The 26,246-nt window shown below is 71.0% G+C and carries 26 protein-coding genes and 2 tRNA genes; 11 read left to right on the top strand and 17 right to left on the bottom strand.

Going from position 1 to position 26,246, the window contains the following annotated elements; genetic code table 11:
* The first annotated feature begins 10 nt into the window (after positions 1–10).
* Both IM697_RS37885 and IM697_RS37880 read left to right on the top strand, forming a co-directional pair.
* Positions 11–691, top strand: a complete 681-nt coding sequence (locus IM697_RS37885) for an AIM24 family protein (protein ID WP_194041031.1) — start codon at positions 11–13, stop codon at positions 689–691.
* 19 nt (positions 692–710) lie between these two features.
* A complete protein-coding gene (locus tag IM697_RS37880; protein ID WP_194041029.1) occupies positions 711–1,466 on the top strand; it encodes an AIM24 family protein in 756 nt (251 codons plus the stop codon).
* A 67-nt stretch (positions 1,467–1,533) separates the two neighbouring features.
* Here the strand turns inward: IM697_RS37880 and IM697_RS37875 are convergent, their stop codons facing one another.
* Together IM697_RS37875 and IM697_RS37870 are read right to left on the bottom strand one after the other, a co-directional pair.
* Positions 1,534–2,049 (bottom strand): NUDIX hydrolase, encoded by a 516-nt coding sequence (locus IM697_RS37875; RefSeq protein ID WP_194041027.1) that lies wholly within the window; start codon positions 2,047–2,049, stop codon positions 1,534–1,536.
* Positions 2,046–3,485: a zinc-dependent metalloprotease gene (locus IM697_RS37870; protein WP_194041025.1), complete on the bottom strand. Its 1,440-nt coding sequence runs from the start codon at positions 3,483–3,485 to the stop codon at positions 2,046–2,048. Before IM697_RS37870 ends, IM697_RS37875 begins: the two co-directional genes overlap by 4 nt.
* A gap of 192 nt (positions 3,486–3,677) precedes the next feature.
* Here IM697_RS37870 and IM697_RS37865 point away from each other — a divergent pair, with 192 nt between their 5' ends.
* From IM697_RS37865 to IM697_RS37855, 4 genes are all read left to right on the top strand, one after another.
* Positions 3,678–4,799, top strand: a complete 1,122-nt coding sequence (locus IM697_RS37865; protein WP_194041023.1) for an SDR family oxidoreductase — start codon at positions 3,678–3,680, stop codon at positions 4,797–4,799.
* Between the two features lie 205 nt (positions 4,800–5,004).
* A complete protein-coding gene (locus IM697_RS37860) occupies positions 5,005–5,466 on the top strand; it encodes a molybdenum cofactor biosynthesis protein MoaE (protein WP_194041021.1) in 462 nt (153 codons plus the stop codon).
* Between the two features lie 195 nt (positions 5,467–5,661).
* Positions 5,662–5,793 (top strand): hypothetical protein, encoded by a 132-nt coding sequence (locus tag IM697_RS45615; RefSeq protein ID WP_265582763.1) that lies wholly within the window; start codon positions 5,662–5,664, stop codon positions 5,791–5,793.
* A gap of 75 nt (positions 5,794–5,868) precedes the next feature.
* Positions 5,869–6,966, top strand: a complete 1,098-nt coding sequence (locus IM697_RS37855; protein WP_194041019.1) for a YlbL family protein — start codon at positions 5,869–5,871, stop codon at positions 6,964–6,966.
* A gap of 74 nt (positions 6,967–7,040) precedes the next feature.
* Here IM697_RS37855 and IM697_RS37850 read toward each other — a convergent pair whose 3' ends face one another.
* Positions 7,041–7,583 (bottom strand): PPA1309 family protein, encoded by a 543-nt coding sequence (locus tag IM697_RS37850; protein ID WP_194041016.1) that lies wholly within the window; start codon positions 7,581–7,583, stop codon positions 7,041–7,043.
* A 166-nt stretch (positions 7,584–7,749) separates the two neighbouring features.
* On the opposite strand from IM697_RS37850, the gene IM697_RS37845 reads away from it, so the two are divergent.
* The 4 genes from IM697_RS37845 (at position 7,750) to IM697_RS37830 (ending at position 13,179) form a co-directional block, all read left to right on the top strand.
* Positions 7,750–10,710 carry a UPF0182 family membrane protein gene (locus IM697_RS37845; protein WP_194050040.1) on the top strand — a complete coding sequence of 987 codons (2,961 nt, stop codon included), beginning with the start codon at positions 7,750–7,752 and terminating at the stop codon, positions 10,708–10,710.
* A gap of 58 nt (positions 10,711–10,768) precedes the next feature.
* Positions 10,769–10,842: transfer RNA gene (locus IM697_RS37840), tRNA-Met, on the top strand.
* A gap of 227 nt (positions 10,843–11,069) precedes the next feature.
* Positions 11,070–12,989 carry a tetratricopeptide repeat protein gene (locus IM697_RS37835; RefSeq protein ID WP_194041014.1) on the top strand — a complete coding sequence of 640 codons (1,920 nt, stop codon included), beginning with the start codon at positions 11,070–11,072 and terminating at the stop codon, positions 12,987–12,989.
* 116 nt (positions 12,990–13,105) lie between these two features.
* Positions 13,106–13,179, top strand: a tRNA-Met gene (locus IM697_RS37830).
* A gap of 49 nt (positions 13,180–13,228) precedes the next feature.
* Here IM697_RS37830 and IM697_RS37825 read toward each other — a convergent pair.
* The 6 genes from IM697_RS37825 to hisN form a co-directional block, all read right to left on the bottom strand.
* Entirely contained in the window at positions 13,229–14,383 is a 1,155-nt protein-coding gene (locus tag IM697_RS37825; protein ID WP_228044324.1) for an ABC transporter substrate-binding protein, read from the bottom strand.
* Positions 14,380–15,243, bottom strand: a complete 864-nt coding sequence (locus tag IM697_RS37820) for an ABC transporter permease (RefSeq protein WP_194041012.1) — start codon at positions 15,241–15,243, stop codon at positions 14,380–14,382. Before IM697_RS37820 ends, IM697_RS37825 begins: the two co-directional genes overlap by 4 nt.
* Entirely contained in the window at positions 15,240–15,941 is a 702-nt protein-coding gene (locus IM697_RS37815) for an ABC transporter ATP-binding protein (RefSeq protein ID WP_228044323.1), read from the bottom strand. Before IM697_RS37815 ends, IM697_RS37820 begins: the two co-directional genes overlap by 4 nt.
* 257 nt (positions 15,942–16,198) lie before the next feature.
* Complete coding sequence (locus IM697_RS37810) at positions 16,199–16,615, bottom strand: Fur family transcriptional regulator (protein ID WP_194041008.1); 417 nt, start codon at positions 16,613–16,615, stop codon at positions 16,199–16,201.
* A 155-nt stretch (positions 16,616–16,770) separates the two neighbouring features.
* A complete protein-coding gene (locus IM697_RS37805; RefSeq protein WP_194041006.1) occupies positions 16,771–17,163 on the bottom strand; it encodes a CBS domain-containing protein in 393 nt (130 codons plus the stop codon).
* A gap of 112 nt (positions 17,164–17,275) precedes the next feature.
* Complete coding sequence (gene hisN / locus IM697_RS37800; RefSeq protein WP_194041005.1) at positions 17,276–18,076, bottom strand: histidinol-phosphatase; 801 nt, start codon at positions 18,074–18,076, stop codon at positions 17,276–17,278.
* Between the two features lie 222 nt (positions 18,077–18,298).
* Here hisN and IM697_RS37795 point away from each other — a divergent pair, with 222 nt between their 5' ends.
* Positions 18,299–18,910, top strand: coding sequence for a TetR/AcrR family transcriptional regulator (locus tag IM697_RS37795; protein ID WP_194041003.1), 612 nt, complete (start codon positions 18,299–18,301; stop codon positions 18,908–18,910).
* Positions 18,911–18,919: 9 nt separating this feature from the next.
* On the opposite strand, the gene IM697_RS37790 is transcribed toward IM697_RS37795, so the two are convergent.
* The 8 genes from IM697_RS37790 to IM697_RS37755 all read right to left on the bottom strand — a co-directional run bounded on the left by IM697_RS37790 (position 18,920) and on the right by IM697_RS37755 (position 26,075).
* A complete protein-coding gene (locus IM697_RS37790) occupies positions 18,920–19,243 on the bottom strand; it encodes a DMT family transporter (RefSeq protein ID WP_194041001.1) in 324 nt (107 codons plus the stop codon).
* Positions 19,244–19,352: 109 nt separating this feature from the next.
* A complete protein-coding gene (rsgA, locus tag IM697_RS37785) occupies positions 19,353–20,363 on the bottom strand; it encodes a ribosome small subunit-dependent GTPase A (RefSeq protein ID WP_194040999.1) in 1,011 nt (336 codons plus the stop codon).
* A gap of 17 nt (positions 20,364–20,380) precedes the next feature.
* Positions 20,381–21,697 carry a 3-phosphoshikimate 1-carboxyvinyltransferase gene (gene aroA, locus IM697_RS37780; protein WP_194040997.1) on the bottom strand — a complete coding sequence of 439 codons (1,317 nt, stop codon included), beginning with the start codon at positions 21,695–21,697 and terminating at the stop codon, positions 20,381–20,383.
* Positions 21,698–21,834: 137 nt separating this feature from the next.
* Complete coding sequence (locus IM697_RS37775) at positions 21,835–22,557, bottom strand: M50 family metallopeptidase (protein WP_194040995.1); 723 nt, start codon at positions 22,555–22,557, stop codon at positions 21,835–21,837.
* Positions 22,558–22,670: 113 nt separating this feature from the next.
* Entirely contained in the window at positions 22,671–23,660 is a 990-nt protein-coding gene (gene rfbB, locus IM697_RS37770; protein WP_194040993.1) for a dTDP-glucose 4,6-dehydratase, read from the bottom strand.
* A gap of 32 nt (positions 23,661–23,692) precedes the next feature.
* The gene (locus IM697_RS37765) at positions 23,693–24,658 is read right to left on the bottom strand and encodes an MBL fold metallo-hydrolase (protein ID WP_194040991.1); all 966 of its coding nucleotides are present in this window, start codon (positions 24,656–24,658) and stop codon (positions 23,693–23,695) included.
* On the bottom strand, positions 24,655–25,179 hold the full coding sequence (locus IM697_RS37760; protein ID WP_194040989.1) for a flavin reductase family protein: 525 nt from the start codon (positions 25,177–25,179) through the stop codon (positions 24,655–24,657). Before IM697_RS37760 ends, IM697_RS37765 begins: the two co-directional genes overlap by 4 nt.
* A 74-nt stretch (positions 25,180–25,253) precedes the next feature.
* Positions 25,254–26,075 (bottom strand): SDR family NAD(P)-dependent oxidoreductase, encoded by an 822-nt coding sequence (locus IM697_RS37755; RefSeq protein WP_194040987.1) that lies wholly within the window; start codon positions 26,073–26,075, stop codon positions 25,254–25,256.
* Between the last annotated feature and the right edge of the window lie 171 nt (positions 26,076–26,246).

Below are 26,246 nucleotides of genomic sequence, written 5' to 3'. Positions count from 1 at the left end.
AGAGCCCGTCATGAACCAGCCGCTCGCGGGCTACGCCCCCGCACCCGTCACCGCCCGCATGGAGAACCACGGCAACCACATGGTGAAGGTCGCCATGCAGACCGGGCACGACCTCTTCGCGCGCGTGGGCTCGATGGTCGCCTACGAGGGCTTCGTCCAGTACGAGCCCAACCCGTCGGCCGTGCGCCAGATCGCCAAGGACTGGATGACCGGCGAGGGCGCGCCCCTGATGAAGTGCTCCGGCGACGGACTGCTCTACCTCGCCGACTACGGAGCCAACGTCGTCGTGATCAACCTCAACGGCGACGGCATCTCCGTCAACGCCACCAACCTGCTCGCCTTCGACGCGCATCTGACGTGGGGCGTCGAGCGGGTCAAGGGCCTGGCCAAGTTCGCCGGTCAGGGCCTGTGGAACACCAAGATCTCCGGGCAGGGCTGGGTCGCGCTGACCTCCCGGGGCAAGCCGATCGTCGTCGACTGCGGTGGCGGCGAGGACGAGACGTACGTCGACCCGGACGCCCTCGTCGCCTGGTCCCCGAACCTCAAGGTGAAGGGCAAGCGCAGCTTCAAGGCGCAGTCGCTCATCGGCCGGGGCAGCGGCGAGGCCTACCAGATGGCCTTCTCCGGACAGGGCATCGTCGTCGTCCAGCCGAGCGAGGACAGTACCGACCGCCTCCGGGTCCGGGGCTGAGGGGGAGCCAGGAAACGCCATGCAGAGCCCGATTTTCGCCTACAACGACCAGCAGACCCAGGACCGCTGGAGCCTGCAGAACAAGCAGATGCTCCGCGTCGCCCTGGAGGGACACGACGACATCCTCGCCCGCAAGGGCACGATGGTCGCCTACCAGGGGCTCGTCGAGTTCGACGCCGAGTACCAGAGCAACCAGCAGTCACGCTCGCGGGCGCGCACCGGTGAGGGCCTGGACCTCATGCGCTGCCACGGGCAGGGCACGGTCTACCTCGCCAACCTCAAGCAGCACGTGCACGTCATGGACGTCGACCAGGACGGGCTGACCGTCGACAGCAGCTATGTGCTGGCGATGGACTCCTCGCTGCACCACGAGGTCATCGCCGTGGACAGCCTCTACGGCATCTCCGGCTCCGGGAAGTACCAGCTCAACATCACCGGCCGCGGCAAGGTCGCCCTGATGACCTCCGGGATGCCGCTGATGATGCAGGTGACGCCCGACAAGTACGTCAACTGCGACGCCGACGCGATCGTCGCCTGGTCCACCGCGCTGCGTGTGCAGATGCAGGCCCAGACGCACTCCTCCGGGGTGTGGCGGCGGCGCGGCAACACCGGCGAGGGCTGGGAGCTCAGCTTCATGGGTGCCGGCTTCGCGCTCGTCCAGCCCAGCGAGCTGCTGCCGCCGCAGAACGCCCAGATCGGCTCCGGCCTCGCCGCCCAGTACGGCATGGGGCAGCAGGGCGCGCGCGGCCAGAACCAGGGCAACGTCTGGAGCTGACCACGGTCCGAAAGACAGGGGTAAGGGGCGACCGCCATTGCGGTCGCCCCTTACCCCTGTCCGAAGGTCACAGCCTCGCGCGCGTCGCCTCCAGCAGCCGTACGACCGACTCGTCCGCCACGTCCGCCACCTCGCCGTAGGCGAACCAGCGCAGATCCAGGGACTCGTCACTGATCGCCTCCACCGCGCCGGCCGGGGCCAGCGCCGCGTACTGCACGTCCAGGTGCCAGGCGCAGGGCGTGGGATGGCGGTCCAGGCGGACCGGGCCGCCCGGCAGCAGGGTCAGGCCCGCGACGCCCGACTCCTCCGTCCCCTCGCGCAGCGCGGCCGCCGCCAGCGTCTCGTCGGACGGCTCGCAGTGGCCGCCCATCTGCAGCCACATGCGCAGCTTCCTGTGCAGGGTCAGCAGCACCCGCTCGCGCGCGGGGTCGATCACCAGCGCGCTCGCCGTGATGTGCCCGTCGCCGCAGGCCTTCCACATGCCGTCCGGGTGGGTCTCCAGGTGCTCCAGATACGTCCGGCGCAGCTCTTCCTGGCCCTCGTACCCCTTGAGCACGAGGACCGCGTCGTCGTACAGGCTCACTCGGTGTCGTCGCCCTTGGTGTCGTCGTCCTTCTTCAAGTTCGGCTTCTCGGAGCCGCCCGCCGCCTCGCCGAGCATCTTGTCCAGCTCGGAGAAGTCGATCTGCTCGCGGTGCACGAAGCCGTCCGGGTCGTCCAGGTCGGTGGCCGTCGGCAGCATGTCCGGGTGGGCCCACAGGGCGTCCCGGCCGTCGACGCCGCGCGCGTCCGTGAGCGAGGCCCACAGGCGCGACGCGTCACGCAGCCGGCGCGGGCGCAGCTCCAGGCCGATCAGCGTGGCGAACGTCTGCTCCGCGGGGCCGCCCGAGGCACGGCGGCGGCGCAGCGTCTCGCGCAGCGCGTCGGCGGACGACAGACGCGGCTTGGCGGCCGCGTGGACCACCGCGTCCACCCAGCCCTCGACGAGCGCCAGAGCGGTCTCCAGACGGGCCAGGGCCGCCTTCTGCTCCGGGGTGTCCTCCGGCTGGAACATGCCCTGCTGCAGGGCGTCCTGGAGCTGCTCGGGGTTCTGCGGGTCGAACTGGCCGACCACGTCCTCCAGCTTGGCGGTGTCGACCTTGATCCCGCGCGCGTAGCCGTCGACCGCGCCGAACAGGTGCGAGCGCAGCCACGGCACATGCGCGAAGAGGCGCTGGTGCGCGGCCTCGCGCAGGGCGAGATACAGCTGCACCTCCTCCTTCGGCACCCCCAGGTCCTTGCCGAACGTCCCGATGTTCACCGGCAGCAGCGCGGCCTTGCCGGCCGGGCCGAGCGGCAGGCCGATGTCGGTCGAGCCGACGACCTCGCCCGCGAGCACGCCGACGGCCTGCCCGATCTGCGTGCCGAACATGGCGCCGCCCATCGAGCGCATCATGCCGATCAGCGGGCCGGCCATGGCCTGCATCTCCTCCGGCAGGACATCGCCCATGGCGGTGCCGACGCGCTCGGCGACCGGGTCGACGAGTTCCTTCCACGCGGGCAGGGTCGCCTCGACCCACTCCGCGCGGCTCCACGCCACGGCACTGCCCGCGCCGGACGGCAGGGACGTCACGTCGTCCAGCCACAGGTCGGCCAGGCGCACGGCCTCCTGGACGGCGGTGCGCTCGGCGGGGCCGACACTGGCGTCCTTGGTGCCGTCGGCGGTGCCCTGGGAGACCGTCTGGCGGGCGATCTGCTTGGCCATGTCCCAGTTCACCGGGCCGCCCTCGTAGGAGAGCATCTGGCCCAGCTGCTGAAACGCGGCGCCCAGGTCGGTGGGGTTCAGCGAACCGAACATGGCCGCGAACGGATTGTCCGCGCCGGGGCCACCACCAAAGCCTCCGGCTCCGGGCAGACCGCCGAAACCGAACGGGTTGGCCGGTCCCTGACCACCACCGCTCTCCTGGTCCTTCTTCTTGCCCTCGTCGCCGTCTTCCGGCTCCTCCGGCGGAAGGCCGAATCCGAATGGGGTGTCACTCACGGGATTCCTCGGCTGGTAAGGCCACCGGCTGGCGCCGACGGCACGACTGCCCGATAACACCACCCAGCGTAGACACCGCGAGCCGATCGGGCCTCGGTGCTTCGCCGACTCTTGGCCTGCGGCAGGATGGATGCCACCTGGTACGGACGCGTCACTCGCGTTCGTACTGAAGACAACCGCTGGAGACGCCCGGTGAGTTCCCCTGATCCGCAGGTTCGCGCAGCGCGAAACCAGTCAACCCCTGCCTCCGCGCGCGGCGCGCGCGGGCCCGTCGTCGCCGTGACCGGCGCCGCGTCCGGAATCGGCGCGCTGCTCACCGAGCGGCTGGCCGCGTCCGACGAGGTCAAGCAGGTCATCGCCATCGACGAGCGGCGCGGTGACTGCGCGGCGGCGCAGTGGCACATCCTCGACGTGCGGGATCCGGCCATCGCGGACAAGCTCCGGGGCGCCGACGTGGTCGTGCACCTCGCGCTCGACCTGGACCTGGAGACGGATGCGGCCGCCCGGACGGCATACAACGTTCGGGGGACGCAGACCGTGCTGACGGCCGCGGCGGCGGCCGGGATCCACCGGGTGGTGCTGTGCACCTCGGCGATGGTCTACGGGGCGCTCCCCGACAACGAGCTGCCGCTGTCCGAGGACGCGGAACTGCGGGCGACGGCCGAGGCCACCGGCGTCGGGGACCTGCTGGAGATCGAGCGCCTCGCGCGCAGGGCGCCCAGGGCCCACCCCGGACTCAACGTCACCGTCGTGCGGCCCGCGATCCTGGTCGGCGGCACCGACACCGCGCTGACCAGGTACTTCGAGTCACCTCGGCTGCTGGTCGTGGCCGACTCGCGGCCCGCCTGGCAGTTCTGCCATGTCGAGGACCTGTGCGGCGCCCTGGAGTACGCCGTCCTGGAGAAGGTCGACGGGGAACTCGCCGTCGGCTGCGACGGCTGGCTCGAACAGGAGGAGGTCGAGGAGCTCAGCGGGATCCGGCGCATGGAGCTGCCCTCGGCGGTCGCCCTGGGCGCGGCGGCCCGGCTGCACCGCATCGGGCTCACGCCCTCCCCGGCCGGGGACCTGGCCTACACGATGTACCCGTGGGTGGTGAGCGGGAGCCGGCTCCATGACGCGGGATGGCGGCCGCAGTGGACCAACGAGGAAGTGCTCGCGGAACTGCTGGAGGAGGTCTCCGGCCGTCACACGGTCGCCGGGCGCCGGCTCGGACGCAAGGACGCGACGGCGGCCGGCGCCGCGGGCGCGACGGTGGCCCTGCTGGGCGCGGCGGCCGTGGTACGACGGGCGCGGAAGGCACGGCGGCGGATCTGACCCGGCGAGGTGCAACGCCCGACCGGCGAGAGCTCGCCCCACCTCCCTCGAGGAGACCCCCTCCAGAAGGGGCCACAGAAGGGGCCACAGGAGGGGCCTCTGCAGGAGCTCTGCAGGAGCTCTGTAGGAGGCTCCAACCCGCACGCGCGGGTGCCGGGCGATAACGCTATTCCGCCTCCCCGCGCGCGTACGGCACGATGGGGGCATGGCACCTACCAACGATCACCCCGGTGAGTCGGGCGCTCAGGACCCCGTCAAGCTCATCGCCATCCGCGAGACGGCCCTCTCCCTGGACGAGGTCTTCCGGGCCGTCGGGGACGACGCCGCCGGCGGGACCGCGCTGTTCGTGGGGACCGTGCGCAACCACGACGGGGGTGCCGACGTCGACGAGCTCGGGTACTCGTGCCATCCCAGCGCCGAGGCCGAGATGCGACGGATCGCCGAGAAGGTCGTCGCCGAGTACCCGGTGCGAGCGCTCGCGGCCGTGCACCGGGTCGGGGACCTCGCGGTCGGGGACCTCGCGGTCGTCGTCGCCGTCTCCTGCCCCCATCGCGGCGAGGCCTTCGAGGCCTGCCGGAAGCTGATCGACGACCTCAAGCACGAGGTGCCGATCTGGAAGCACCAGAAGTTCTCGGACGGCACCGAGGAGTGGGTCGGGGCCTGCTGATCCCGCCTGCCGATCGGGCGGCCCGACCCCCATCCACCCCACTCCGCTTGCGTAACCGCACCCCTGGCGTGAGCGTTGTCAGTGCCAGTGGTTAATCTGCTGATCAGTCAGCTTCGGTTAACTTCAGTCAGTTGCGGTCGCTCGTGGGGATGGGAGGACGGCATGGCGGCTCTCGCCTGGTTGCTTATTCCGCTCGTGGCTGCGATCTGCGCCGGCCTGTGGGGCAGTTGGGCCAACCGCACCCGCAAGGCACGAGGGGACGGCCCGGAGCTCGACGGCTACGCCCGCTTCCGCGCGGCCATGGAGAAGCCCCCCTCCCGCACCTGATCGCTCGGCCCGTGATCACAGCCGGGTTCCCGGCCCTGACGGGGCACTGACAGGACCGTCACGTACTGTCGAGGCATGCCACGCCGCACCGCGACGATGCTCGCCTCCACCCTGATGCTGATCGCGCTCCTGTGCGCGGGAGTCTTCATCCCCGTGCCGTACTCGGAGATGTCCCCGGGGCCCACGGTGAACACTCTCGGCGACCACGACGGCGAGCCGGTGCTGCAGATCTCCGGGCACAAGACCTACGCGACGTCCGGGAACCTCAACATGACCACGGTCCGGGTCACCAGCGCCGACTACAAGATGAACCTGGTGGAGGCCGTCTACGGGTGGCTGGCGCATGACAACAAGGTCGTGCCGCACGACACCCTGTACCCGGACGGCAAGACCGAGGAGGAGTCCACCCAGGAGAACGCCGAGGAGTTCAGCCAGTCCCAGGAGAGCGCCAAGGTCGCCGCCCTGAAGGCGCTGGACATCCCGGTGCGGAGCTGGGTGATCGTCTCGACCGTCGTCAAGGGCACCCCGGCCGAGGGCAAGCTGCACGCCGGTGACGTGATCAAGGCCGTCGACGGTACGGCGGTGAAGGAACCCGGCGACGTGGCCAAGCTGGTGACCAAGCACGAGCCCGGCCAGGACGTCGTCTTCACGATCGTGCCGGCCAAGGAGCAGGCGGCCGCCGAGAAGGAGCGCAGGACGCCGACGAAGACCGAGAAGGTCACGATAAGGACCGCCGAGTCCGACGACAGCGGCAAGAAGCGCGCCATCGTCGGGATCTCCGCCGGGACCGACCACACCTTCCCGTTCAGCATCGACATCAAGCTCGCCGACGTCGGCGGGCCCAGCGCGGGCCTGATGTTCGCGCTCGGCCTCTACGACAAGCTCACCCCGGGCAGTCTCACCGGCGGCAAGTTCGTCGCCGGCACCGGCACCATCGACGAGGCCGGCAAGGTCGGGCCCATCGGCGGCATCGAGATGAAGACCGTCGGGGCGCGCGAGAAGGGCGCCCAGTACTTCCTGACGCCCGCCGACAACTGCGCGACCGCCGCCCGGGACGTCCCGGGCGGGCTCACCCTGGTCAAGGTCGACACCATCGACGACGCGCTCGGCGCCCTGAAGGACATCCGCTCCGGCGACACCGCCGACCTGCCCAAGTGCACGGCCAAGAGCTGAGCAAGAGGCCGCGCGGTACGGCGACGTGGGGCGCCCCCTCACGTCAAGGGCGCCCTTCGCCGCCGTACCGGAGGTCAGTCCGCGAACGTCGCCGCCAGGGCCTCCGCCAGACCCGGGACCAGGTCCGGGCCGGTCAGGACCTCCGTCGGGGTGTCCTTCTCACGCAGGCGCAGGGCCGATTCGCGGGTGCCGTCGCGCAGGACCGCCACCGTCATGCGGACCTCCTGGCGGTCGGGGTGCTCCGCCACCCACTTCGTAAGCCCGTTCTCGCTCAGGCCCTGCGGGACCTGGGCCTCGGCGGACGGAGGCAGCATCATCCGCTCGACGGTCAGCGCGCAGCCGGCCACCGCGTCGGGCCAGGCGATGGTGGCCAGGAACTCATCGAGCGGCTTGCCCGTTTCCATCTCGTCCTGCTCGATCGGGGTCAGGCCGGAGGACTCCTGCTCGTCCCCCAGGCCGAGCTGGGCGGCGAGGCCGGGTTCCTGGGCTCGCAGCCGTGCGGTGTCGACGAGGGCGAAGAGGCGGGCGGGCTGGTCCCAGCCGAGGCCGGAGGCGTACTCGTCGATCTCGAGGACGGCCCGGGTCAGCGGATTCGCAGCCATGGGAGTGTTGGACATGGTCACAATCCTGCCTCGTTCCTGGCCCGAATCGGGAACCGAGTAAACGATGAGTAAGTTGCATAGATGTGGGCCCACGATCACGGGGGGCCACTGAGGGCCCACGAAGACGCGGGCCTGACGAAGACCAACAGCGAACTTCGGGGTGCGAACCTTGGCTTTCCAGATGCCGGACCGCGGCGGAGGCCCGACCGGGCCACGGATCAGAGTGGGCCGACCGTCCCGGCGGGTCCGGACCCTGCTCATGACACTGGGCGTGCTCGCCGTCCTCGGCATGGCCTTCACCATGTTCGCGGGGTTCTGGACGGACTGGCTCTGGTACCGGTCGGTGAACTACTCCTCGGTGTTCACGACCACACTGTGGACGAAGATCGGACTGTTCTTCGTCTTCGGTCTGCTGATGGCTCTCGCGGTCGGCTTCAACATCTGGCTGGCGCACCGGCTGCGCCCGCCGCTGAGCGCCATGTCGATGGAGCAGCAGAGCCTCGACCGCTACCGCATGGGCATCGCGCCGTACAAGAAGTGGCTGCTGCTCGCGATCACCGCGCTCGTCGGCCTGATCGCCGGCGCCTCCGCCTCCAGCCAGTGGCGGACCTGGCTGATGTGGGTCAACGGCGTGCCCTTCGGCGAGAAGGACCCGCAGTTCAACCTGGACGTCGGCTTCTACGCCTTCGACCTGCCCTGGTACCGGTTCCTGCTCGGCTTCGGCTTCGCCGCCGTGATCCTCTCCGTGATCGCCGCCGCGCTCACCCACTACCTGTACGGCGGGCTGCGCATCACCAGCCCGGGCGCGCGCGCCACGGCCGCGGCCACCGGCCATCTGTCGGTCCTCATCGGCATCTTCGTCGCCCTGAAGGCGGTCGCGTACTGGCTCGACCGGTACGGGCTCGCGGTGAAGTCCAGCGACTTCAAGGCCACCGACAACTGGACGGGCCTCAGGTACGTCGACGCCAACGCCTATCTGCCGGCCAAGACGATCCTGTTCTGCATCGCCGTCATCTGCGCCCTGTTGTTCTTCGCCACCCTGTGGCGGCGCACCTGGCAGCTGCCCGTCATCGGCTTCGGCCTGATGGTGCTCTCGGCGATCCTCATCGGCGGCCTGTACCCGGCGATCGTCCAGCAGTTCCAGGTCAAGCCGAACGAGCAGGCCAAGGAAGCCCCGTACGTCGACAAGAACCTCAAGGCGACGCGCGAGGCGTACGGCATCGACGACACCCAGGTCAGCGAGTACCCGGGCACGAGCCAGACCGAGGACAAGACCCAGCTGCGCGACGACGTGGACTCCACGGCGAGCATCCGGATCCTGGACCCGAACATCGTCTCGCCGACGTTCCAGCAGCTCCAGCAGATCAGGAACTACTACGCGTTCCCGACCAACCTGGACGTCGACCGCTACAGCAAGAGCGGCAAGGACCAGGACACCGTCATCGGTCTGCGTGAGATCAATCTCAACGGCATCCCGAAGCGGAACTGGATCAACGACCACTTCCGCTACACCCACGGCTACGGCGTGGTCGCCGCCGAGGGAACCAGCGCCGACTCCCAGGGTCGGCCGGAGTTCACCGAGTCCGACCTGCCGTCCAAGGGCGACCTCGGGACGTACGAACAGCGGGTCTACTACGGCGAGAAGACCACCATGTACTCGATCGTCGGCGGTCCCCAGAAGGAGATCGACTACTCCGACGACAGCGGCGAGAAGACCTACAGCTACCGGGGTGACAGCGGCGTCAGCCTCTCCAACCCGGTCAACCGGGCCGCGTACGCGGTGGCGTTCGGCGAGCCGCAGATCCTGTACTCCGGTGCGATCGGCGACGGTTCGCGCATCCTGTACAACCGCACGCCCAAGGAGCGCGTCGAGGCCGTCGCCCCGTGGCTGACCATCGACGGCGACGCCTACCCGGCGGTGGTGGACGGCCGTATCCAGTGGATCGTCGACGCCTACACGACGACCAACGGCTACCCGTACTCCTCGCGCACGACCCTCGGTGACACGACGGCGGACTCGTTGACCGCGAGCAACAACCAGCGCGCGGTGGTGGCCCAGCAGAACCAGGTCAACTACATCCGCAACTCGGTGAAGGCGACCGTCGACGCCTACACCGGCCAGGTCAAGCTCTACCAGTGGGACACCGAGGACCCGGTCCTGAAGACCTGGATGAAGGCGTTCCCGGACACGGTCGAGCCGAAGAGCGAGATCTCCAAGTCGCTGATGGCCCATCTGCGCTACCCGCAGGACCTGTTCAAGGTCCAGCGCGAGCTGCTCACCCGCTACCACGTGAAGGACGCGACGACGTTCCTCAGCGGCAGCGAGGTCTGGCAGGTGCCGGACGACCCGACCAACAAGTCGGGCAGCGCGGTGCCGCCGTACTACCTGAGCATGAGGATGCCCGACCAGAAGGCGCAGGCGTTCTCGCTGACGACGACGTTCACGCCGAACGGCCGGGACAACCTCAGTGCGTTCATGGCCGTGGACGCCGAGGCGGGCACCAGTGACTACGGCAAGATCAGAGTCCTGAAACTGCCGACCAACACCACGGTCAACGGACCCAGTCAGGTCCAGAGCCAGTTCAACTCCGAACAGAACATCGCCGAGACCATCAGGCTGCTCAGAGGCGGCGACTCCGAGGTCGAGTACGGCAACCTGCTGGCGGTGCCACTCGACGGCGGACTGCTCTACGTGGAGCCGGTCTATGTGCGCGGTGGCGGACTGAAGTACCCGCTGCTGCGGAAGGTGTTGGTGTCCTACGGCGGCAGCACCGCCTTCGAGGACACGCTCGGCGAGGCCCTCAACAAGGTCTTCGGAGCGGAGGGCCCGACCACCGAGCCACCGGACGAGGGCGATGAGGAAGGCGGTACGACGCCGCCGCCGACGTCGGACAATCCGACGGTCCAAGACGCGCTCAACGACGCCCAGAAGGCCTTCGAGTCCGGCCAGGAAGCCCTGAAGAAGGGTGACTGGGAGGCGTACGGCAAGGCGCAGAAGGACCTGGAGGACGCGCTGCGGCGGGCCGAGGAGGCGCAGGCGCAGGCCGACAAGACCGGCGGCAGCGGCGGCAACAGCGGCAGCGGCGCGAGCCCGAGTCCGAGTTCGAGTCCGAGCCCGAGCGGCAGTCCCACCGGCACTTAGCGACCGGCGGCTGATCGAATGGCCCACCCCGCGCCGTGATACGGTTGCAGAACAACGGCGCGGGGTGGAGCAGCTCGGTAGCTCGCTGGGCTCATAACCCAGAGGTCGCAGGTTCAAATCCTGTCCCCGCTACTGAAGTCGACGAGTATCTCGTACGACAGCGAAGGCCCGGATCCTCCAAGGATCCGGGCCTTCGTGGTGTGCGAACGCATGTGCCGCGCGGCGGGACGGTCGCGCCGCCGTGGGGAGTTGGGAGAACTGTGTTTGACTTGTCTCTCTGTGGGCATGTCGACAAAACGCTGAAGTGACCTCACTGGCTGCGGTATACCAGGTGTACCCAGGTTGCAGGTGGTGCGACGATGGACGTTATGGGGGACAAGGCAACTCTGTTGGAGACAGGGCGGTTTGTGCAGCCTGCCGACTTTGTACAGCCGACGGGCGATTTCGTGCAGCCGACGGACGGCACCTCGTGGCCGGTGGGGGAGCTCTCGCAGCCGGAGGGCGACTTCGTCGTCGACCGGCCGGCCGACCAGGACGAGACGGGAGCGGCCGTCGAGGAGGCACGGCAGCGGCTCGCCGCCGAGACCGGTGACGCCGAGGCGATGAGCGTCCTCGGCGCGATGCTGCTGCGCCGCGGCGATCTCGACGGGGCCGAGCCCCATCTGCGGGCCGCCACCGCGGCCGGTGACCGGGCCGCCGCCAACAACCTGGGAGTCCTCCTCCACCAGCGCGGGTACGCCGACGAGGCCGCCGGATGGTGGCGGATCGCCGCCGTCGCCGGTTCGGCCGCCGCCGCGCACGCGCTGGGACGCCATCACCGCGAGCGGGGCGACGAGCCCGCCGCCGAGTACTGGCTGCGCCAGTCCGCCGAGCAGGGGCACGCGCTGGGCGCGTACGCGCTCGCCGACCTGCTGGAGCACCGCAGCGACGACCGGGCCGAGCAGTGGATGCGGGCCGCGGCCGAGCGCGGCCACCGGGAGGCGGCGTACCGGCTGGCACGTGCGCTCGACCGGCAGGCGACCCGGACGGGCGAGGACGGGGTCGGCGACGGCGTCGAGCCCGGCGACGCGCTGCTGGACGAGGCCGAGCAGTGGTACCGGCAGGCCGCCGCGCGCGGGCACCGCAGGGCCGCACTGCACCTCGGGGCGATCCTGGAGAAGCGCGGGCAGCTGAAGGAGGCCGGGCGCTGGTATCTGACGTCCGCGAAGGACGGCGAGGCGCGGGCCGCCTGCGCGCTCGGGTTCCTGCTGCGGGACGCCGGGGACACCGAGAGCGCCGCCGTGTGGTGGCTGCGGGCCGCGCAGGACGGCGACGGCAACGCCGCGAACGCGTTGGGCGCACTGCACGCCGAGCGCGGCGAGACCCAGACCGCCGAGCGGTGGTACCGGGCCGCCATGGACGCCGGCGACGTGAACGGCGCGTACAACCTCGGGCTGCTCTGCGCCGAGCAGGGGCGCACCGCACAGGCCGAGCAGTGGTACCGCCGGGCGGCGTACGCGGGCCACCGCGAGGCGGCCAACGCGCTGGCGATCCTGCTGCTCCAGGGCGGGGACGCGAGCGGCGCCGAGCCGTGGTTCTCCAAGGCCGCGGAGGCGGGCAGCGTGGACGCCGCGTTCAACCTGGGCATCCTGTACGCCGGGCGGGGCGAGGAGCGGGCCGCGCTGCGCTGGTACGAGCGTGCCGCGGCCGCCGGACACACCGAGGCGGCGCTGCAGGTCGGCATCGCCCGGCTGCGGGACGGCGACGAGCTCGCGGCGGAGCGGCATCTGCGGTGCGCGGCCGGGGCCGGCAGCGCGGAGGCCGCGTACCGGCTGGCGACCGTGCTGGACGCCCGGCGGCCACCGGAGCCGGCGCATGAGCTCGGCGAGACCGTGCACGAGAAGACCGAGTGCGAGGAGTGGTACGAGCGGGCGGCTTCCCTGGGGCACCGGCGGGCGCAGGTCCGCGTCGGCATGCTGGCCGCCGCCCGCGGTGACGTGGTCGAGGCCGCCCGGTGGTACCGGGAGGCCGCCGAGGCCGGTTCGCGCAACGGCGCCTTCAACCTGGCGCTGCTGCTGGCCCGGGAGGGCAGCGAGCCGGAGGCGGCCGTGTGGTGGACGCGCGCGGCCGACGCCGGGCACGGGCGGTCGGCCCTGCGGCTCGCCCTGCTCTACGCGCGTCGCGGGGAGCTGGCGGAGGGCCAGCGGTGGGCCGACCGGGCGGTGAGTCTGGGGCCGGGGGAGGTTGCGGAGCGGGCCGCTCGGCTGCGGGACGCGCTGCGCGAGGAACTGTCGGCCTGAACGGCCTCGTCCGCGAACGCCGGACGGGCTGAGTGAAGCGGACCGGCGCCGGAGAGTGCCCCGCGACCAGCGATTTGCTTCTGTCCGCGTCCTTGACGTAATGTTCAGTTCACCGACGCGGGGTGGAGCAGCTCGGTAGCTCGCTGGGCTCATAACCCAGAGGTCGCAGGTTCAAATCCTGTCCCCGCTACTGAAGGCCGAGGGCCGGAATCCGAAAGGGTTCCGGCCCTCGGTTTGTTTCAGGGCGCGTGGCCCACCGCCTCGCCGTACAGCGACCGGCTCACCGTCCGTGACTCCGGCAGTGGACTTCCCTCCGCCACGCCCTGGGCCTCATAGGCCGTCTGGAGGCGAGAGGTCGTGCCGGAGCGGATCTCCCAGTCCATGACCAGGGGCGGGGTGGACTTCAGGATCGACTCATCGGACTTGAGCAGTTTGGCGAGGTAGGTGACGAAGCTCGCATCCTGCTTGTAGTCCGAGGCGAAGTACGTGTTCACCGTGCGGATGTACGCCCTCAGCAGCGCCACGCCCGCGTCCACGTCGTCCTGGAGCAGCGCACGGCCGTAGAGCATGCCGCCCAGGGGCTCGCCCCGCGGCTGGCCGCCCAGGAAGGCGTAGCCCCGCTCGCCGTCCACCTTGCGCCAGACCGGGTCCAGGAGCCAGGCGGAGTCGACGCCGCCGTTCTGCAGGGCCGTGAGGACGTCGGCCGAGCCGAGCTGCTGGTACCGGATGTCGGCGAGGCCGCCGCCGTGCCGCTCCAGCGCCTTCTCCATGGGGTACGCGATGACCGAGCCCTTGCCGATCATCGTGCCCAGCTTGCGGCCGGCCATCGGGACCCGGTCCGCCGTGTCGCCGTCCTTCAGCCGCACCCACAGCCCGCTCCTGGACTTCGCGGCGGGTGAGAAGTTCCCCGCGACCCACTTGATGTCGAAGCCGCCCTTGACGCCGTTCATGACGGCCGCCTCCGGGGCCGCCCACAGGGCGTCGATGTCCCCCTTGGCCAGCAGGGGCAGCGCGTCCGGGGTCGGCAGGACCTTCAGCGTGACATCCAGGCCCTCCTTGTCGAACTCGCCCTTGTCGAGCGCCACCCGCAGCGGCGCCACGTACTCCGCGCTCAGCGTCCCCGTCGCGATCGTCAGCTCGCGCCGCTCCGGCAGGGGGCGCGGGGGAGGGGCGCCGGGCAGACAGCGGGCCGGGGTGCGGTCCGGGGACAGGTCCTTCGGGTCCGTCCAGGCCTTCGCGCCGCAGCCCTCGACCGGGCGGACGGTGCGATCGCCGGCGGCCTTCGACGAGGAGTCCGACTCGTACGGCGACGAGCACGCCGCCGACGCCAGCAGGGCCGCCGCGGCGAGGACGGCGCCGTACGCGTGGTGCCGCCTGCTCATGAGGCTTCTCATGACTGGCCCCTTCCGCGGTCCCTCGGTGCCCAGGGCGTCAGCAGGCGTCCGGCGAAGCGGATCAGTTCGGAGAAGAGCACTCCGAGTACCGCGACGCAGACGATGCCGACGAACATGACGTCGTTCTGGAACAGCGCGCGCGAGTCGAAGATCAGATGGCCCAGGCCGTTCGTCGCGGCGATCTGCTCCGACGCGACGATGACCAGGACCGCCACGCCCGCCGCGATGCGCGCGCCCACGAGGACGGAGGGGAGGGACGCCGGAAGCAGGACATGGCGGAACATCTGCCATCGCGAGGCGCCGAAGACCTGGCCCGCGTCGCGGTGGCCGGCGGGGACGGACATGACCGCGGACATGGTGGAGATCCACACGAAGAAGAACACCGTCGCCGCCACCAGGGCCACCTGCGGCCCTTCGCCCAGGCCGAACATGTTCAGGAAGATCGGCAGCAGGGCCAGTTTGGGTACCACGTACAGCGCGTCCAGCAGCGGCTCCAGCGCCGCTCGCACCAGCGACAGGGAGCCCATCAGCAGCCCCAGGGCGTAGCCCGCCGCCGTGCCGACGGCGTAGCCCGCCAGGACGCGCTTGAGCGTCGCCCACACATCAGGCCACAGTTCGCCGGCCGCGGCCCGGTCCCAGCCGTCGGCGAGGATCGTGGACGGGGCCGGGTAGACGCGGTCGTCGATCCAGGCCTGGGTGGCCGCCAATTGCCACAGCAGGACGAGGCAGAGGGGGACGGCGAGCGCCAGCGAGAGCTCCAGTGCGCGCCTGCGGCGATGGGTGCGCACGGGGTGGAGTTCACGCGGGCCGGGGCGGCGGATCAGGACCGACTCGGTGGGAGGCTTGGTGATCGTGGTCATGCCGGTACGGCCTCCTTCCGCAGCAGATTCCACAGTTCGCTCTTCAGGGCGGTGAACTCGGGTGTCGCGCGGATGTCGCCGGAGCGCGGGCGCGGGAAGGGCGGTCGGTGCTCGGCGATGATCCGGCCCGGGCGCGCGGACATGACCAGGACACGGTCGCCGAGGACGATGGCCTCCTCCAGGCTGTGCGTGATGAAGAGCGTGGTCGTCCGCAGCGACTGGGTGAGGTCCAGGAGTTCGTCCTGGAGGATGGTGCGCAGCTGGGCGTCGAGGGCGGCGAAGGGCTCGTCCATCAGCAGGAGTTCGGGTTCCACGGCCAGGGCGCGGGCGATGGCCACGCGCTGCCGCATACCGCCGGAGAGGGCGGCCGGGTAGGCGTCCGCGAAGTCCGACAGGCCCATGCGGGCCAGCCAGTCGTCGGCGCGGGCAGTGCCCTCGCGGCGCGGGACGCGCTGGATGTCCAGGCCGAAGCGGACGTTGGCGCGGACGGTCTTCCAGTCGTAGATGCCGTAGTCCTGGAAGATCATGGCCGCCGGCCGCGGGCTGCTCGTACGGATCTGAAGGGTGCCGGTGCTGGGGCGCAGCAGGCCCGCGGCGATGCGCAGAAGGGTCGACTTGCCGCAGCCGGAGGGGCCGACGACACAGACGAACTCGCCGGGGGCGACGGTCAGATCGAGAGGGCCGAGGGCGTGGACCATGTGGGGGGTTCGGCCGAAAGTACGCGTCAACTCATCAGCCCTGAGTTTGGGATACGGCTCTCCGGTCGGTGTCGGGGTCGGTGCTGGCTCTCCCACTTCGGTCTCCTCGCGGAGTGCGGAACGGACGTGTGGGTGACGTACGGGTGGGTGCCGTCGACCATATGACGGCCCGTCAGATTCGGGAACCCCGTCCGCGTGTAGGCAGCACAGAGCCCCGGCACTCGACCGTGCCGGGGCTCAGGGGGTGGCGGTTCGGCTCAGGCCTTCGCGCAGTTCGGGCAGATGCCGCGGTAGGTCACCTCGACGTCCGAGACCGTGAAGCCGAAGCGCTCGGTGTCCGGGAGGTCGGCCATCGGGTTGCCCGTCGGATGGACGTCCCGGATCGCGCCGCACTGGGCGCAGACCAGGTGGTGATGGGGCCGGTGGGCGTTGGGGTCGTACCTCTTGGCGCGCTTGTCGGTCGAGACCTCGAGCACCTCGCCGAGGGACACCAGCTCGCCCAGCGTGTTGTAGACGGTCGCCCGGGAGATCTCGGGCAGCTTGGCGACGGCTCGCGCGTGCACCTCGTCGGCCGTCAGATGGACGTGATCGCCGGCGAGCACCTCGGCCACGACACGCCGCTGCGCGGTCATCCGCCATCCGCGTCCGCGCAGCCGCTCCAGAAGGTCACTCATGGAAAACACTTTAACAGCAGGAGGACCAGGTTCCGAATGGGTGTGATTTTGGAGATCGGCTTAATTTGGACGAAGTCCAGCATGGGTCCGGGGCCGACTGGCCGGGTCCCTTCGAGGGCCCGGCCAGTCGAGCGGATGAAGCCGGTCGCGCGAGGTCAGGCCGGTACGTGCTGCCGAACCGGTGCCCAGCAGCGGATGATGTCGCGGACCGAGACGATGCCGACGGGCTCCTCGTGGTCCAGGACGATCAGATGCCGGAAGCCGCCGTGCGCCATGGCGCGGGCCGCCTCCTCCAGGGTCCATGACGGCGCGGCGAACACGACGTCGGTCGTTGTGTGGTCATGGGCGCGTTCGGTGTCCGGGCTCTGGCCGAGGCCGACGGAGACGAGGATGTCGCGTTCGGTGAGGATGCCGATACCGCCCGCGTCGGGGTCGTGGACCACGGCCGCGCCGACCCGACGGGTCGACATCAGTGCGGCGGCCTGGCGAAGGGTGTGGGTAGGGCCGATGGTGAGGACCACGGTGCTCATGGCGTCACGTACGAGCATGGATGGAGCCACCTCCTGAAGTGCCCCCGCACCGTTTGTTCATGGTTTCACAAATTCACAAGTGGGGGGACCTTCAGAGTGACAGGTAAAGAGGGGGTCAACAAGGGGGCGCTCAGGAGCGCTCGTTGAGGTACCCGAGGAGCTCGTCGTGCAGCAGGCCGTTCGAGGCGGCGGCGTTGCCGCTGTGCGGGCCGGGGCGGCCGTCGAGACCGGTGAAGGCGCCGCCCGCCTCCGTCACGATGATCGCGTTGGCGGCCATGTCCCACAGGGACAGCTCGGGCTCGGCGCAGATGTCCACCGATCCCTCGGCGACCATCATGTACGGCCAGAAATCGCCGTACGCGCGCGTGCGCCACACTTCACGCGTCAGGTCGAGGAACCCGCCCAGCCGCCCCCGCTCCTCCCAGCCGGTCAGCGAGGAGTACGCGAACGAGGCGTCCGTCAGCTTCGAGACCTGGGACACCCGCAGCCGGCTCGCGGAGGAGAGGCTGCGGCCGGTGAAGGCGCCGTGCCCCTGCGCGGCCCACCAGCGCCGCCCGAGCGCGGGGGCGGACACCAGGCCGACGACGGGCTGGTACCCGCCCTCCCCGGCCTCCATCAGGGAGATGAGCGTGGCCCAGACCGGAACACCGCGCACGTAGTTCTTCGTACCGTCGATCGGATCGATCACCCAGCGGCGGGGCCCGGTGCCCTCGACGCCGTACTCCTCCCCGAGGATCGCGTCTCTCGGCCGGGCCCGCTGCAACTGCCCCCGAATGAGCTCCTCGGCGGCCTTGTCCGCCTCGCTCACCGGGGTCATGTCCGGCTTCGTCTCGACCTTGAGGTCGAGCGCCTTGAATCGGTCCATGGTGGCGGCGTCGGCGGCGTCCGCGAGGACGTGGGTGAGTCGCAGATCGTCGAGGTAGTCCGGCATGGAACGAACCGTATCCGCCGTGGTCGGGCTGGGGCTACAGGCCCAGGGATCACGGGCGGGTCGCAATTACGCCGTGCGGGCCCGGGCGGACCCGCCACCGATCCCGCGCGGACGCCGCGGGCATCCCCGCCCGAACGCCGGCGGTACATGCCCTCGCGAACCCTTGACAGTGCCCCCGTGCGCGTCAAATCTGGGCGCAGAGCCGCTCGTCCTCGGGAGGCGATGATGCCTGCAGCGCGGGAATCCCTGCTGGACGCCGCTTACACGGCGCTGGCGCGCCGGCCGTGGTCCGCCGTGCGGATGGTGGACGTGGCCGCGGCGGCCGGAGTGTCCCGGCAGACGCTGTACAACGAGTTCGGGAGCAAGGAAGGGCTTGCCCGCGCGCTCGTCAGGAGGGAGGCCGACGGCTACCTCGCCGGCGTCGACCGTGCCCTCGCCACCCCCAGCGACGCCCGCGACCGGCTCACCGCCACCGCCGAGTGGACCGCCGCCCACGCCCGTGACAACGCCCTCGTCCGGGCCATGCTCACCGGCTGCTGGAGCGAACGCCTGCCCTCCCCGACCCTGTCGGCCGTCCCGTCCTCATCCGCGGTCCCGGCGCAGCGCCGCGCCGACGGCCCGCTGCCGTCGCCCGGTGACTTCGTGGCCATCGTGCGCGACCGGGCCGTGTCCGTGCTGACCGGCCCCGCCGGCCACAAGTCCGACATCGCCGACCTCGCCCGCTCCTGCGAACTCGTCGCCCGGCTCGCCCTGTCCTGCGTCGCCGCCCCGCCCGGCGAAGGCGGCGTCGCCGACCTCGTACGCAGCGCGCTGCACCGGCAGTTGGCGGTCTGACCCCGAGCCCTAGTGCGCCGAGCCCGACAGCTGCAACCCGATGATCCCCACGATCACCAGACTGATCGACACGATCTTCAGCGTCGAGACGATGTCCCCGAGGAAGATCATCCCGTAGATGGCGGTGCCCGCCGCCCCGATCCCGGTCCACACCGCGTACGCCGGACCCACGTCCAGCTTCCGCAGCGACAGCGTCAGCAGTCCGAAGCTGCCGAGGGCGAAGACGCAGAAGGCGACGGTCGGCCAGAGCCGGGTGAAGCCGTGCGACAACTTCAGACTGACGGCGAAGCCGGTTTCGAGCAGCCCCGCCACGATGACCAGCAGCCACGCCATGTGCTGTCCTCCCGTATCCCCACGTTCTGTGACCGCTTCGTCAGGCTCGGATCCGGCTCGGTGCGATTATGCCCTTACCGGACGCACACCCGGGCAAACAACGCGGAGGTCAGTCGCCTTCCCTGCGCTCCCGCGTGGCCAGCAACCGCCGCAGCGAGTACAGCCGCGCGGGATCCGCGTGACCCTGCGCCACCCAGTCGTCCAGCGCGCAGTCCGGTTCGTCATGACTGCACGCACGCGGGCAGCCCTCGGTTCCCGGTTCGAGGTCGGGGAACGCGTGGATCACGCGCGACGGGTCGATGTGCGCCAGCCCGAAGGAGCGGATTCCCGGGGTGTCGATCACCCATCCGTCCACCTCCGTCAACGGCAGCGCCAGCGCCGACGTCGTGGTGTGCCGGCCCCGTCCGGTCACCGCGTTCACCACCCCTGTCGTACGCCGGCGTTCCTTCGCCACCAGCGCGTTCACCAGCGTCGTCTTGCCCACGCCCGAGTGCCCGACGAACGCCGTGACCCGGCCGTCCAGATGCTCCCGCACCCGGTCGGCGGCGCCCCCGTCCGCCAGTTCCTCGCGGCTGGTGACGACATACGGGATGTCCAACGCCCCGTACAGCTCCAGGAGTTCGTCCGGCGGCGCCAGGTCCGACTTCGTCAGCACCAGCAGCGGCTCAAGACCCCCGTCGAACGCCGCCACCAGACAGCGGTCGATCAGCCGCGGCCGCGGCTCGGGGTCGGCGAGGGCGGTGACGATGGCGAGTTGGTCGGCGTTGGCCACCACGACCCGCTCGAACGGATCGTCGTCGTCGGCGGTACGGCGCAGCAGCGACGACCGTTCCTCGATCCGCACGATCCGCGCCAGGGTGTCCTTCTTGCCGGACAGGTCGCCCACCAGCGCCACCCGGTCACCCACCACCGCCGCCTTGCGGCCGAGTTCGCGGGCCTTCATCGCCAGCACGACCCGGTCCTCGACGAGGCAGGTCAGCCGCCCCCGGTCGACGGTGAGGACCATGCCCTCGGCGGCGTCCTCGTGCTTGGGCCGGATGTTCGTACGGGGCCGGGTGCCCCGGCGGCCGGGGCGGGTACGGATGTCGTCCTCGTCGGTGTGCTTGCCGTAGCGGCGCATGACTGTATCCCCGCGTCCTACGCCCCGAGCATCCCGGTCCACAGTTCGGGGAAGTCCGGCAGGGTCTTCGCCGTCGTCGCCACGTTCTCGATCCGTACGCCCTCGACCGCGAGGCCGATGATCGCGCCGGCGGTGGCCATGCGGTGGTCCTCGTAGGTGTGGAAGACCCCACCGTGCAGCCGGCGCGGGCGGATGTGCAGACCGTCGGCGGTCTCGGTGACGTCGCCGCCGAGTTCGTTGATCTCCTTGGTCAGCGCGGCCAGGCGGTCGGTCTCGTGCAGCCGCAGGTGCGCGACGCCGCGCAGCGTCGAGGGGGAGTCGGCGAGGGCCGCGACCGCCGCGATGCCCGGGGTGAGTTCGCCGACCTCGCTCAGGTCCACGTCGATGCCGTGGACCGAGCCCGAACCCGTGAACACGAGCCCGTACTCGGTCAGTTCGCAGGAACCGCCCATCTCGGTGAAGATCTCCCGCAGCCGGTCACCGGGCTGGGTGGTACGGGCCGGCCAGTCCGGGATGAGCACCTTGCCGCCGGTCACCAGCGCCGCCGCCAGGAACGGCTGGGCGTTGGACAGGTCCGGCTCGATGGTCAGGTCACGGCCGAGCAGGGCGCCCGGCGTGACCCGCCAGACGTTCGGCTCGCCGCCCGACTCCGGGGTGTCCACCTGGGCGCCGACGACGCGCAGCATGTCGACGGTCATCCGGATGTGCGGCATGGAGGGGAGCGACGAGCCGATGTGGCGGACCTCGACGCCCTGGTTGAAACGCGGGCCGGAGAGCAGCAGCGCCGACACGAACTGGGACGACGACGAGGCGTCGACCTCCACCGGGCCGCCCTCCAGCGCACCCCCGCCGTGCACCGTCAGCGGCAGCGCGCCGCGACCGTCGTCGTCGATCCGGGCACCCAGGGCGCGCAGGGCGTCGATCACGCCGTGCAGGGGGCGCTCGTACGACCTCGGGTCGCCGTCGAAGCGGACGGGACCGTCGGCGAGGGCGGCGACCGGTGGCAGGAAGCGCATCACCGTGCCGGCGTTGCCGACGTCGACCGTGGCCGGGCCGCGCAGGCCCGCCGGCAGGACGCGCCAGGCCTCGCCGGTGCCGTCGGGGCCGACGCCCTCCTCGATCTCGATGCCCATCGCGCGCAGGGCACCGGCCATCAGCAGGGTGTCGCGGGAGCGCAGCGGGCGGCGCAGCCAGCCGGGCTCGCTCGCCAGGGCGGCGAGGACGAGGGCGCGGTTGGTGACCGACTTGGACCCGGGCACGTGGACCGTCGCGTCGACGGCTCCGCTCGCGTGCGGGGCGGGCCAGAGGGCGGTGTGTGCGTCGTTCGGGGCCATGGGCCCCACTCTATAAGGAGGGGGTTCTGCGGGCCGTCGTACAGGTGCGGCGCCATTGTGGCTGGTCGCGCCCGCGCGGCGGAGCCGCAAATCCATACAGCCCCGCGCCCCTGTGTGACTCGCCCCTTCGGGGCTTGTCACACATCCAGTATCCAGCGCCCCCCGCCTATCAGCGAGCACAACGACACCGCGTGGAACAGGAACAGCCACAAACCCGCCGGTACGTGGGTCAGTCGCGACAGCTGGTCCGCGTCCGAGTCCCCGGCGCTCCCGCGCGCCCGCTTGGCCTGGAGTTCGAACGCGGGGCGTACGCCCCCCAGCAGCAGGAACCACACCACCGCGTACGCGAACGCCGCCTGTACCTGGGGACCCGTCAGCCAGGACACCAGCACGAACGTGCCGCCCGTGACGAACACCGTCAGCGCCCCGTACGCGTTGCGGATCATCACCAGCATCGCGATCAGCAGTGCCGTCGACACCCACAGCAGCAGGGTGATGCGGCCGGACGCCAGCAGTGCCGCGCCGCCCAGCCCCAGCAGCGGCGGCGCCGTGTAGCCCGCGGCCGCGGTGAGGATCATGCCGAGGCCGTGCGGCTTGCCCCGGCTGACGGTGAGGCCGCTGGTGTCGGAGTGCAGGCGTATGCCGGTCAGGGTCCGGCCGGTCAGCAGCGCGATCAGGCCGTGGCCACCCTCGTGGGCGATGGTGATGGCGTTGCGCGACACGCGCCACAGGCCGTGCGGGACGACCACGACGAGCGCGGCGACCAGGGTGGCGGTCACGACCCACAGATCGGGGTCGGGCTGGGTGCCGGTGACCTCGTCCCAGAGGGAGGCGAGCGAGGCGGATGCGGTGCTGTCCATGTCAGGCGATGGCTCCCTGTGGTCGGCTGGAGTCCGGCAGTGTTGCACGGATGTCCGGACGCTATCTGAGACGCCGACGCGGCAGCCATCGTTCCTGGCGGTGAACGTGCAGGTCACAGGGGCTGGGGCCGCGAGGTGACCCGGGGGTCCCACCAGGAGCGGTTGGCGCGGTACCAGGCCACGGTCTCGGACAGGGAGGTGCGGAAGTCCCGGCGCGGCCGGTAGCCGAGCAGTGCGGCGATCTTCTGGTGGTCCACGGCGTACCGGCGGTCGTGCCCCTTGCGGTCCGCCACGAACTCCACGGAGTCCCAGCCGACGCCCACCGCGTCGAGCAGCAGGGCGGTCAGCTCCTTGTTGGACAGGTCCGTGCCGCCGCCGATGTTGTAGATCTCGCCGGGGGAGCCGCCGTTCCTGACCAGTTCCACCGCGTCGACGTGGTCCTCGACGTGCAGCCAGTTGCGCGTGTTGCCGCCGTCGCCGTAGAGCGGTACCCGGCCGCCGTCCAGCAGCGTGGTCACGAAGCGCGGAATGACCTTCTCCGGGTACTGGTGGGTGCCGTAGTTGTTCGAGCAACGGGTGACCCGTACGTCCAGACCGTGTGTCCGGTGGTACGACAGCGCCAGCAGGTCGCTCGACGCCTTGGTGGCCGAGTACGGGGAGCTGGGCCGCAGCGGATCGGTCTCGGTGCTGGTGCCGACCTCGACGGAGCCGTACACCTCGTCCGTGGAGATGTGGACGAAGGTCCTGGGGGCGTGCCGCAGCGCCGCCTCCAGCAGCGTGTGGGTGCCCACCACGTTCGTCCGCACGAACGCCGCCGAGCCGAGCACCGAGCGGTCGACGTGCGACTCGGCCGCGAAGTGGACGATCTGGTCGTGGTCGGCGACCAGGGCGTCGACGAGCGGGGCGTCGCAGATGTCACCGCGGACGAACGCGAACCGCGCGTCGCCGCGGACGGGATCGAGATTGGCCGGATTTCCCGCGTACGTCAGGCTGTCCAGCACCGTGACCCGGACGGAGCCGTCGCCGCGCGGACCGAGCAGTGTGCGGACGTAGTGCGATCCGATGAAGCCGGCGCCTCCGGTCACCAGGATCTTCGTGGTCATGAGGAGATCTCCACCCTGCTGTCGTCGACGGATCAGGCGTGGCAGGCGGGGAGCCCGCCGTGGAAGGCGACCATCTCCCTGAAGGAGGCGGCGACGTCGATCCTGGCCCCGGGCGGCAGCCCGTCCAGTTCCGCGTACGCCCGACGCAGGTTGCCGACCAGGCGCTCGGGGTCGGTCAGTCCGGCGAAGGCGCCGAGGTCGGCGCGGTCCGCCGCCTGCAGCGGGGTGAGCCCGTCCCGCCTGCCGTCCTCGGCCAGCCGCTGGATCAGGCGCAGATACGCCTCCGTGGAGTCGATCAGCTCGACTCCGCCGACCGGACCGTGTCCGGGCACCACGACGTCGGGCCGCAGGGACCGCAGCCGTTCGAGTGCCCGGAACGATCCCGAGATCGACCCCATGAGGACGTACGGGGTGACGCCCGACCACACCACGTCGCCGGCGAACAGGACCGAGCGCTCCGGCACCCAGGCCACCACGTCGTCCGCCGTGTGCGCGGGGCCCACCTGCAGCAGTTCCACCCGCAGGTCCTCGGCGTGCAGCGTCAGCGTGTCGCGGAACGTCAGGGTCGGCAGCGTCAGCGGGGTCTCGCCCCAGTCGACGTCCGGCCAGAGCTGCCGCAGGCCGAGGCCCGCCTCCGCGGTGTCGGACCGGGTGCCCTCGTGGGCGACGATCACCGAGCGCGGGGCGAACTGGCCGTTGCCGAAGGTGTGGTCGCCGTGGAAGTGGGTGTTGACGACGAAGTCCGGGCCACCCGGCACGATCCGCTCCACCTCCGCGCGCAGCCGCCGGGTGCGGGACTCGGTGGCCGCCGTGTCGACGAGGACGCTGCGGCCCCGGCCCGCGACCAGACCGGCGTTGTTCAGGCACCAGCCGCCGTCGGGCTGGACGAAGGCGTACACCCCGTCCGCGACCCGGCTCAGCGACGGGGGATCGGCGGCCGCGGAGGCGCCCGGCGCGATCGGGGTCGTGTCGGTGTCCGTGTCCGTGTCCGTGTTCATGCGGCCCTTCCTTCTTTCACGCTCTCACGGTCGGTTTTCGTGCCGGCCGGGGTCTTCGGCCGGGCGGCGGGCAGCCGGTCGAAGCGGCCCTGGTGGAAGACGAGCGGGGCGGACGCCCGCGGTCCGCAGGTCAGTGCCACGACCCGGCCGAGGAACAGCACGTGGTCGCCCGCCTCGTGCGCGGTGTGCACCACGCACTCCAGCGATGCCTCGGCCGCCCGGAGCACCGCGTGGCCGCTCACGCCCCGGACCGCGCCCAGCCGCCGCATCGCGGCCCGGCCCTCGGGGCGCCCGGGCCGGCTGAACTCCCGTGCCAGATCGAGCTGTGCCTCGCCCAGCACGTTCACGGCGAAACCGCCGGCGTCGGAGATCACCGGGAGCAGCCGTCCCGCGGAGCGGATCGAGACCAGCACCAGCAGCGGGTCGAGGGAGACGGAGGTCAGGCTGTTGAGGGTCATGGCCGCCGTGTCGTCGCCGCTGCCGCAGGTGAGCAGGGCGACCCCGGTGGGGAAGCGGCCCATGGCCGCACGGTAGGCGGCGGGGTCGGGCCGGCCGCGCGCACCGGCTCCGTCGCCGCTCGTCCGGGCGGCGCCCATCAGTAGTTGCCGAGGCCGCCGCAGACGTTCATCGCCTGCGCGGTGATCGAGGCGGCCGTGTCGGACACCAGGTAGCCGACCAGGCCGGCGACCTCCTGAGGGGTGGAGTAGCGGCCGAGCGGGATCTTCGCGTTGAACTTCTCCTGGATCTCCTGCTCGCTGACGCCGAAGTGGCCGGCATAGCCCTGGCGCACCCGCTGGGCCATCGGGGTCTCGACATAGCCCGGGCAGACGGCGTTGACCGTGATGCCGGTCTGCGCCAGCTCCTTGCCGACCGCCTTGGTGAAGCCGATGACGCCGTGCTTCGACGCCGAGTACGGGGCGGCCAGCTCCACGCCCTGCTTGCCGCCCGTCGAGGCGATGTTGACGATCCGGCCCCAGTCGCCGTCCCGCATCAACCCGGTGGACAGGACCTCCCGGGTGACCCGGAAGGTGGCGTTCAGGTTGGTCTCGATCACGTCGTCCCACAGCCCGTCGGCGATCTCGGCGGTGACCCCGCCGCCGCCCCGGCCCGCGTTGTTGACCAGGATGTCGATCCGGCCGTACGTGGCCACGGCCGCCCGGACGGCCGCGCCGATCTGCTCGACGGAGGTCACGTCGCACACCGTGCCGGCGATCCGAAGCCCCTCGCCGCGCAGCCGCTTGACGAGGGCGCGCACGCTCTCCTCGCCGCGGGCGACCCCGAAGACGGCCACGCCGCGGCGGGCCAGCAGCTCGGTCACGGCGAGGCCGATCCCGCTGGTCGCGCCGGTGACGAACGCGACGTGACCGGTCGCGCGTTCCTGGTCCGTACCCTGCTCGGTCAGCTGGTCCGTGGTCATCTCTCTCCCCTGCTCATGGCTCGGCGCCGTAGTGGGGACGACCGTGAACCCGCCCCCTTGCGCGCCGCTCGGACCCGGCCGGAGGACCGGTGGGGCCACGGCCCCTCGACCGGCGTTCCACGCGCGGTCCAGCGCGATGGGTGAGCGTCGGTACGTCCAGCACCGGACCGA

It is taken from the genome of Streptomyces ferrugineus (genome assembly GCF_015160855.1).
GTDB lineage: Bacteria > Actinomycetota > Actinomycetes > Streptomycetales > Streptomycetaceae > Streptomyces > Streptomyces ferrugineus.
This window is presented reverse-complemented; position numbering and strand designations above follow the sequence as displayed.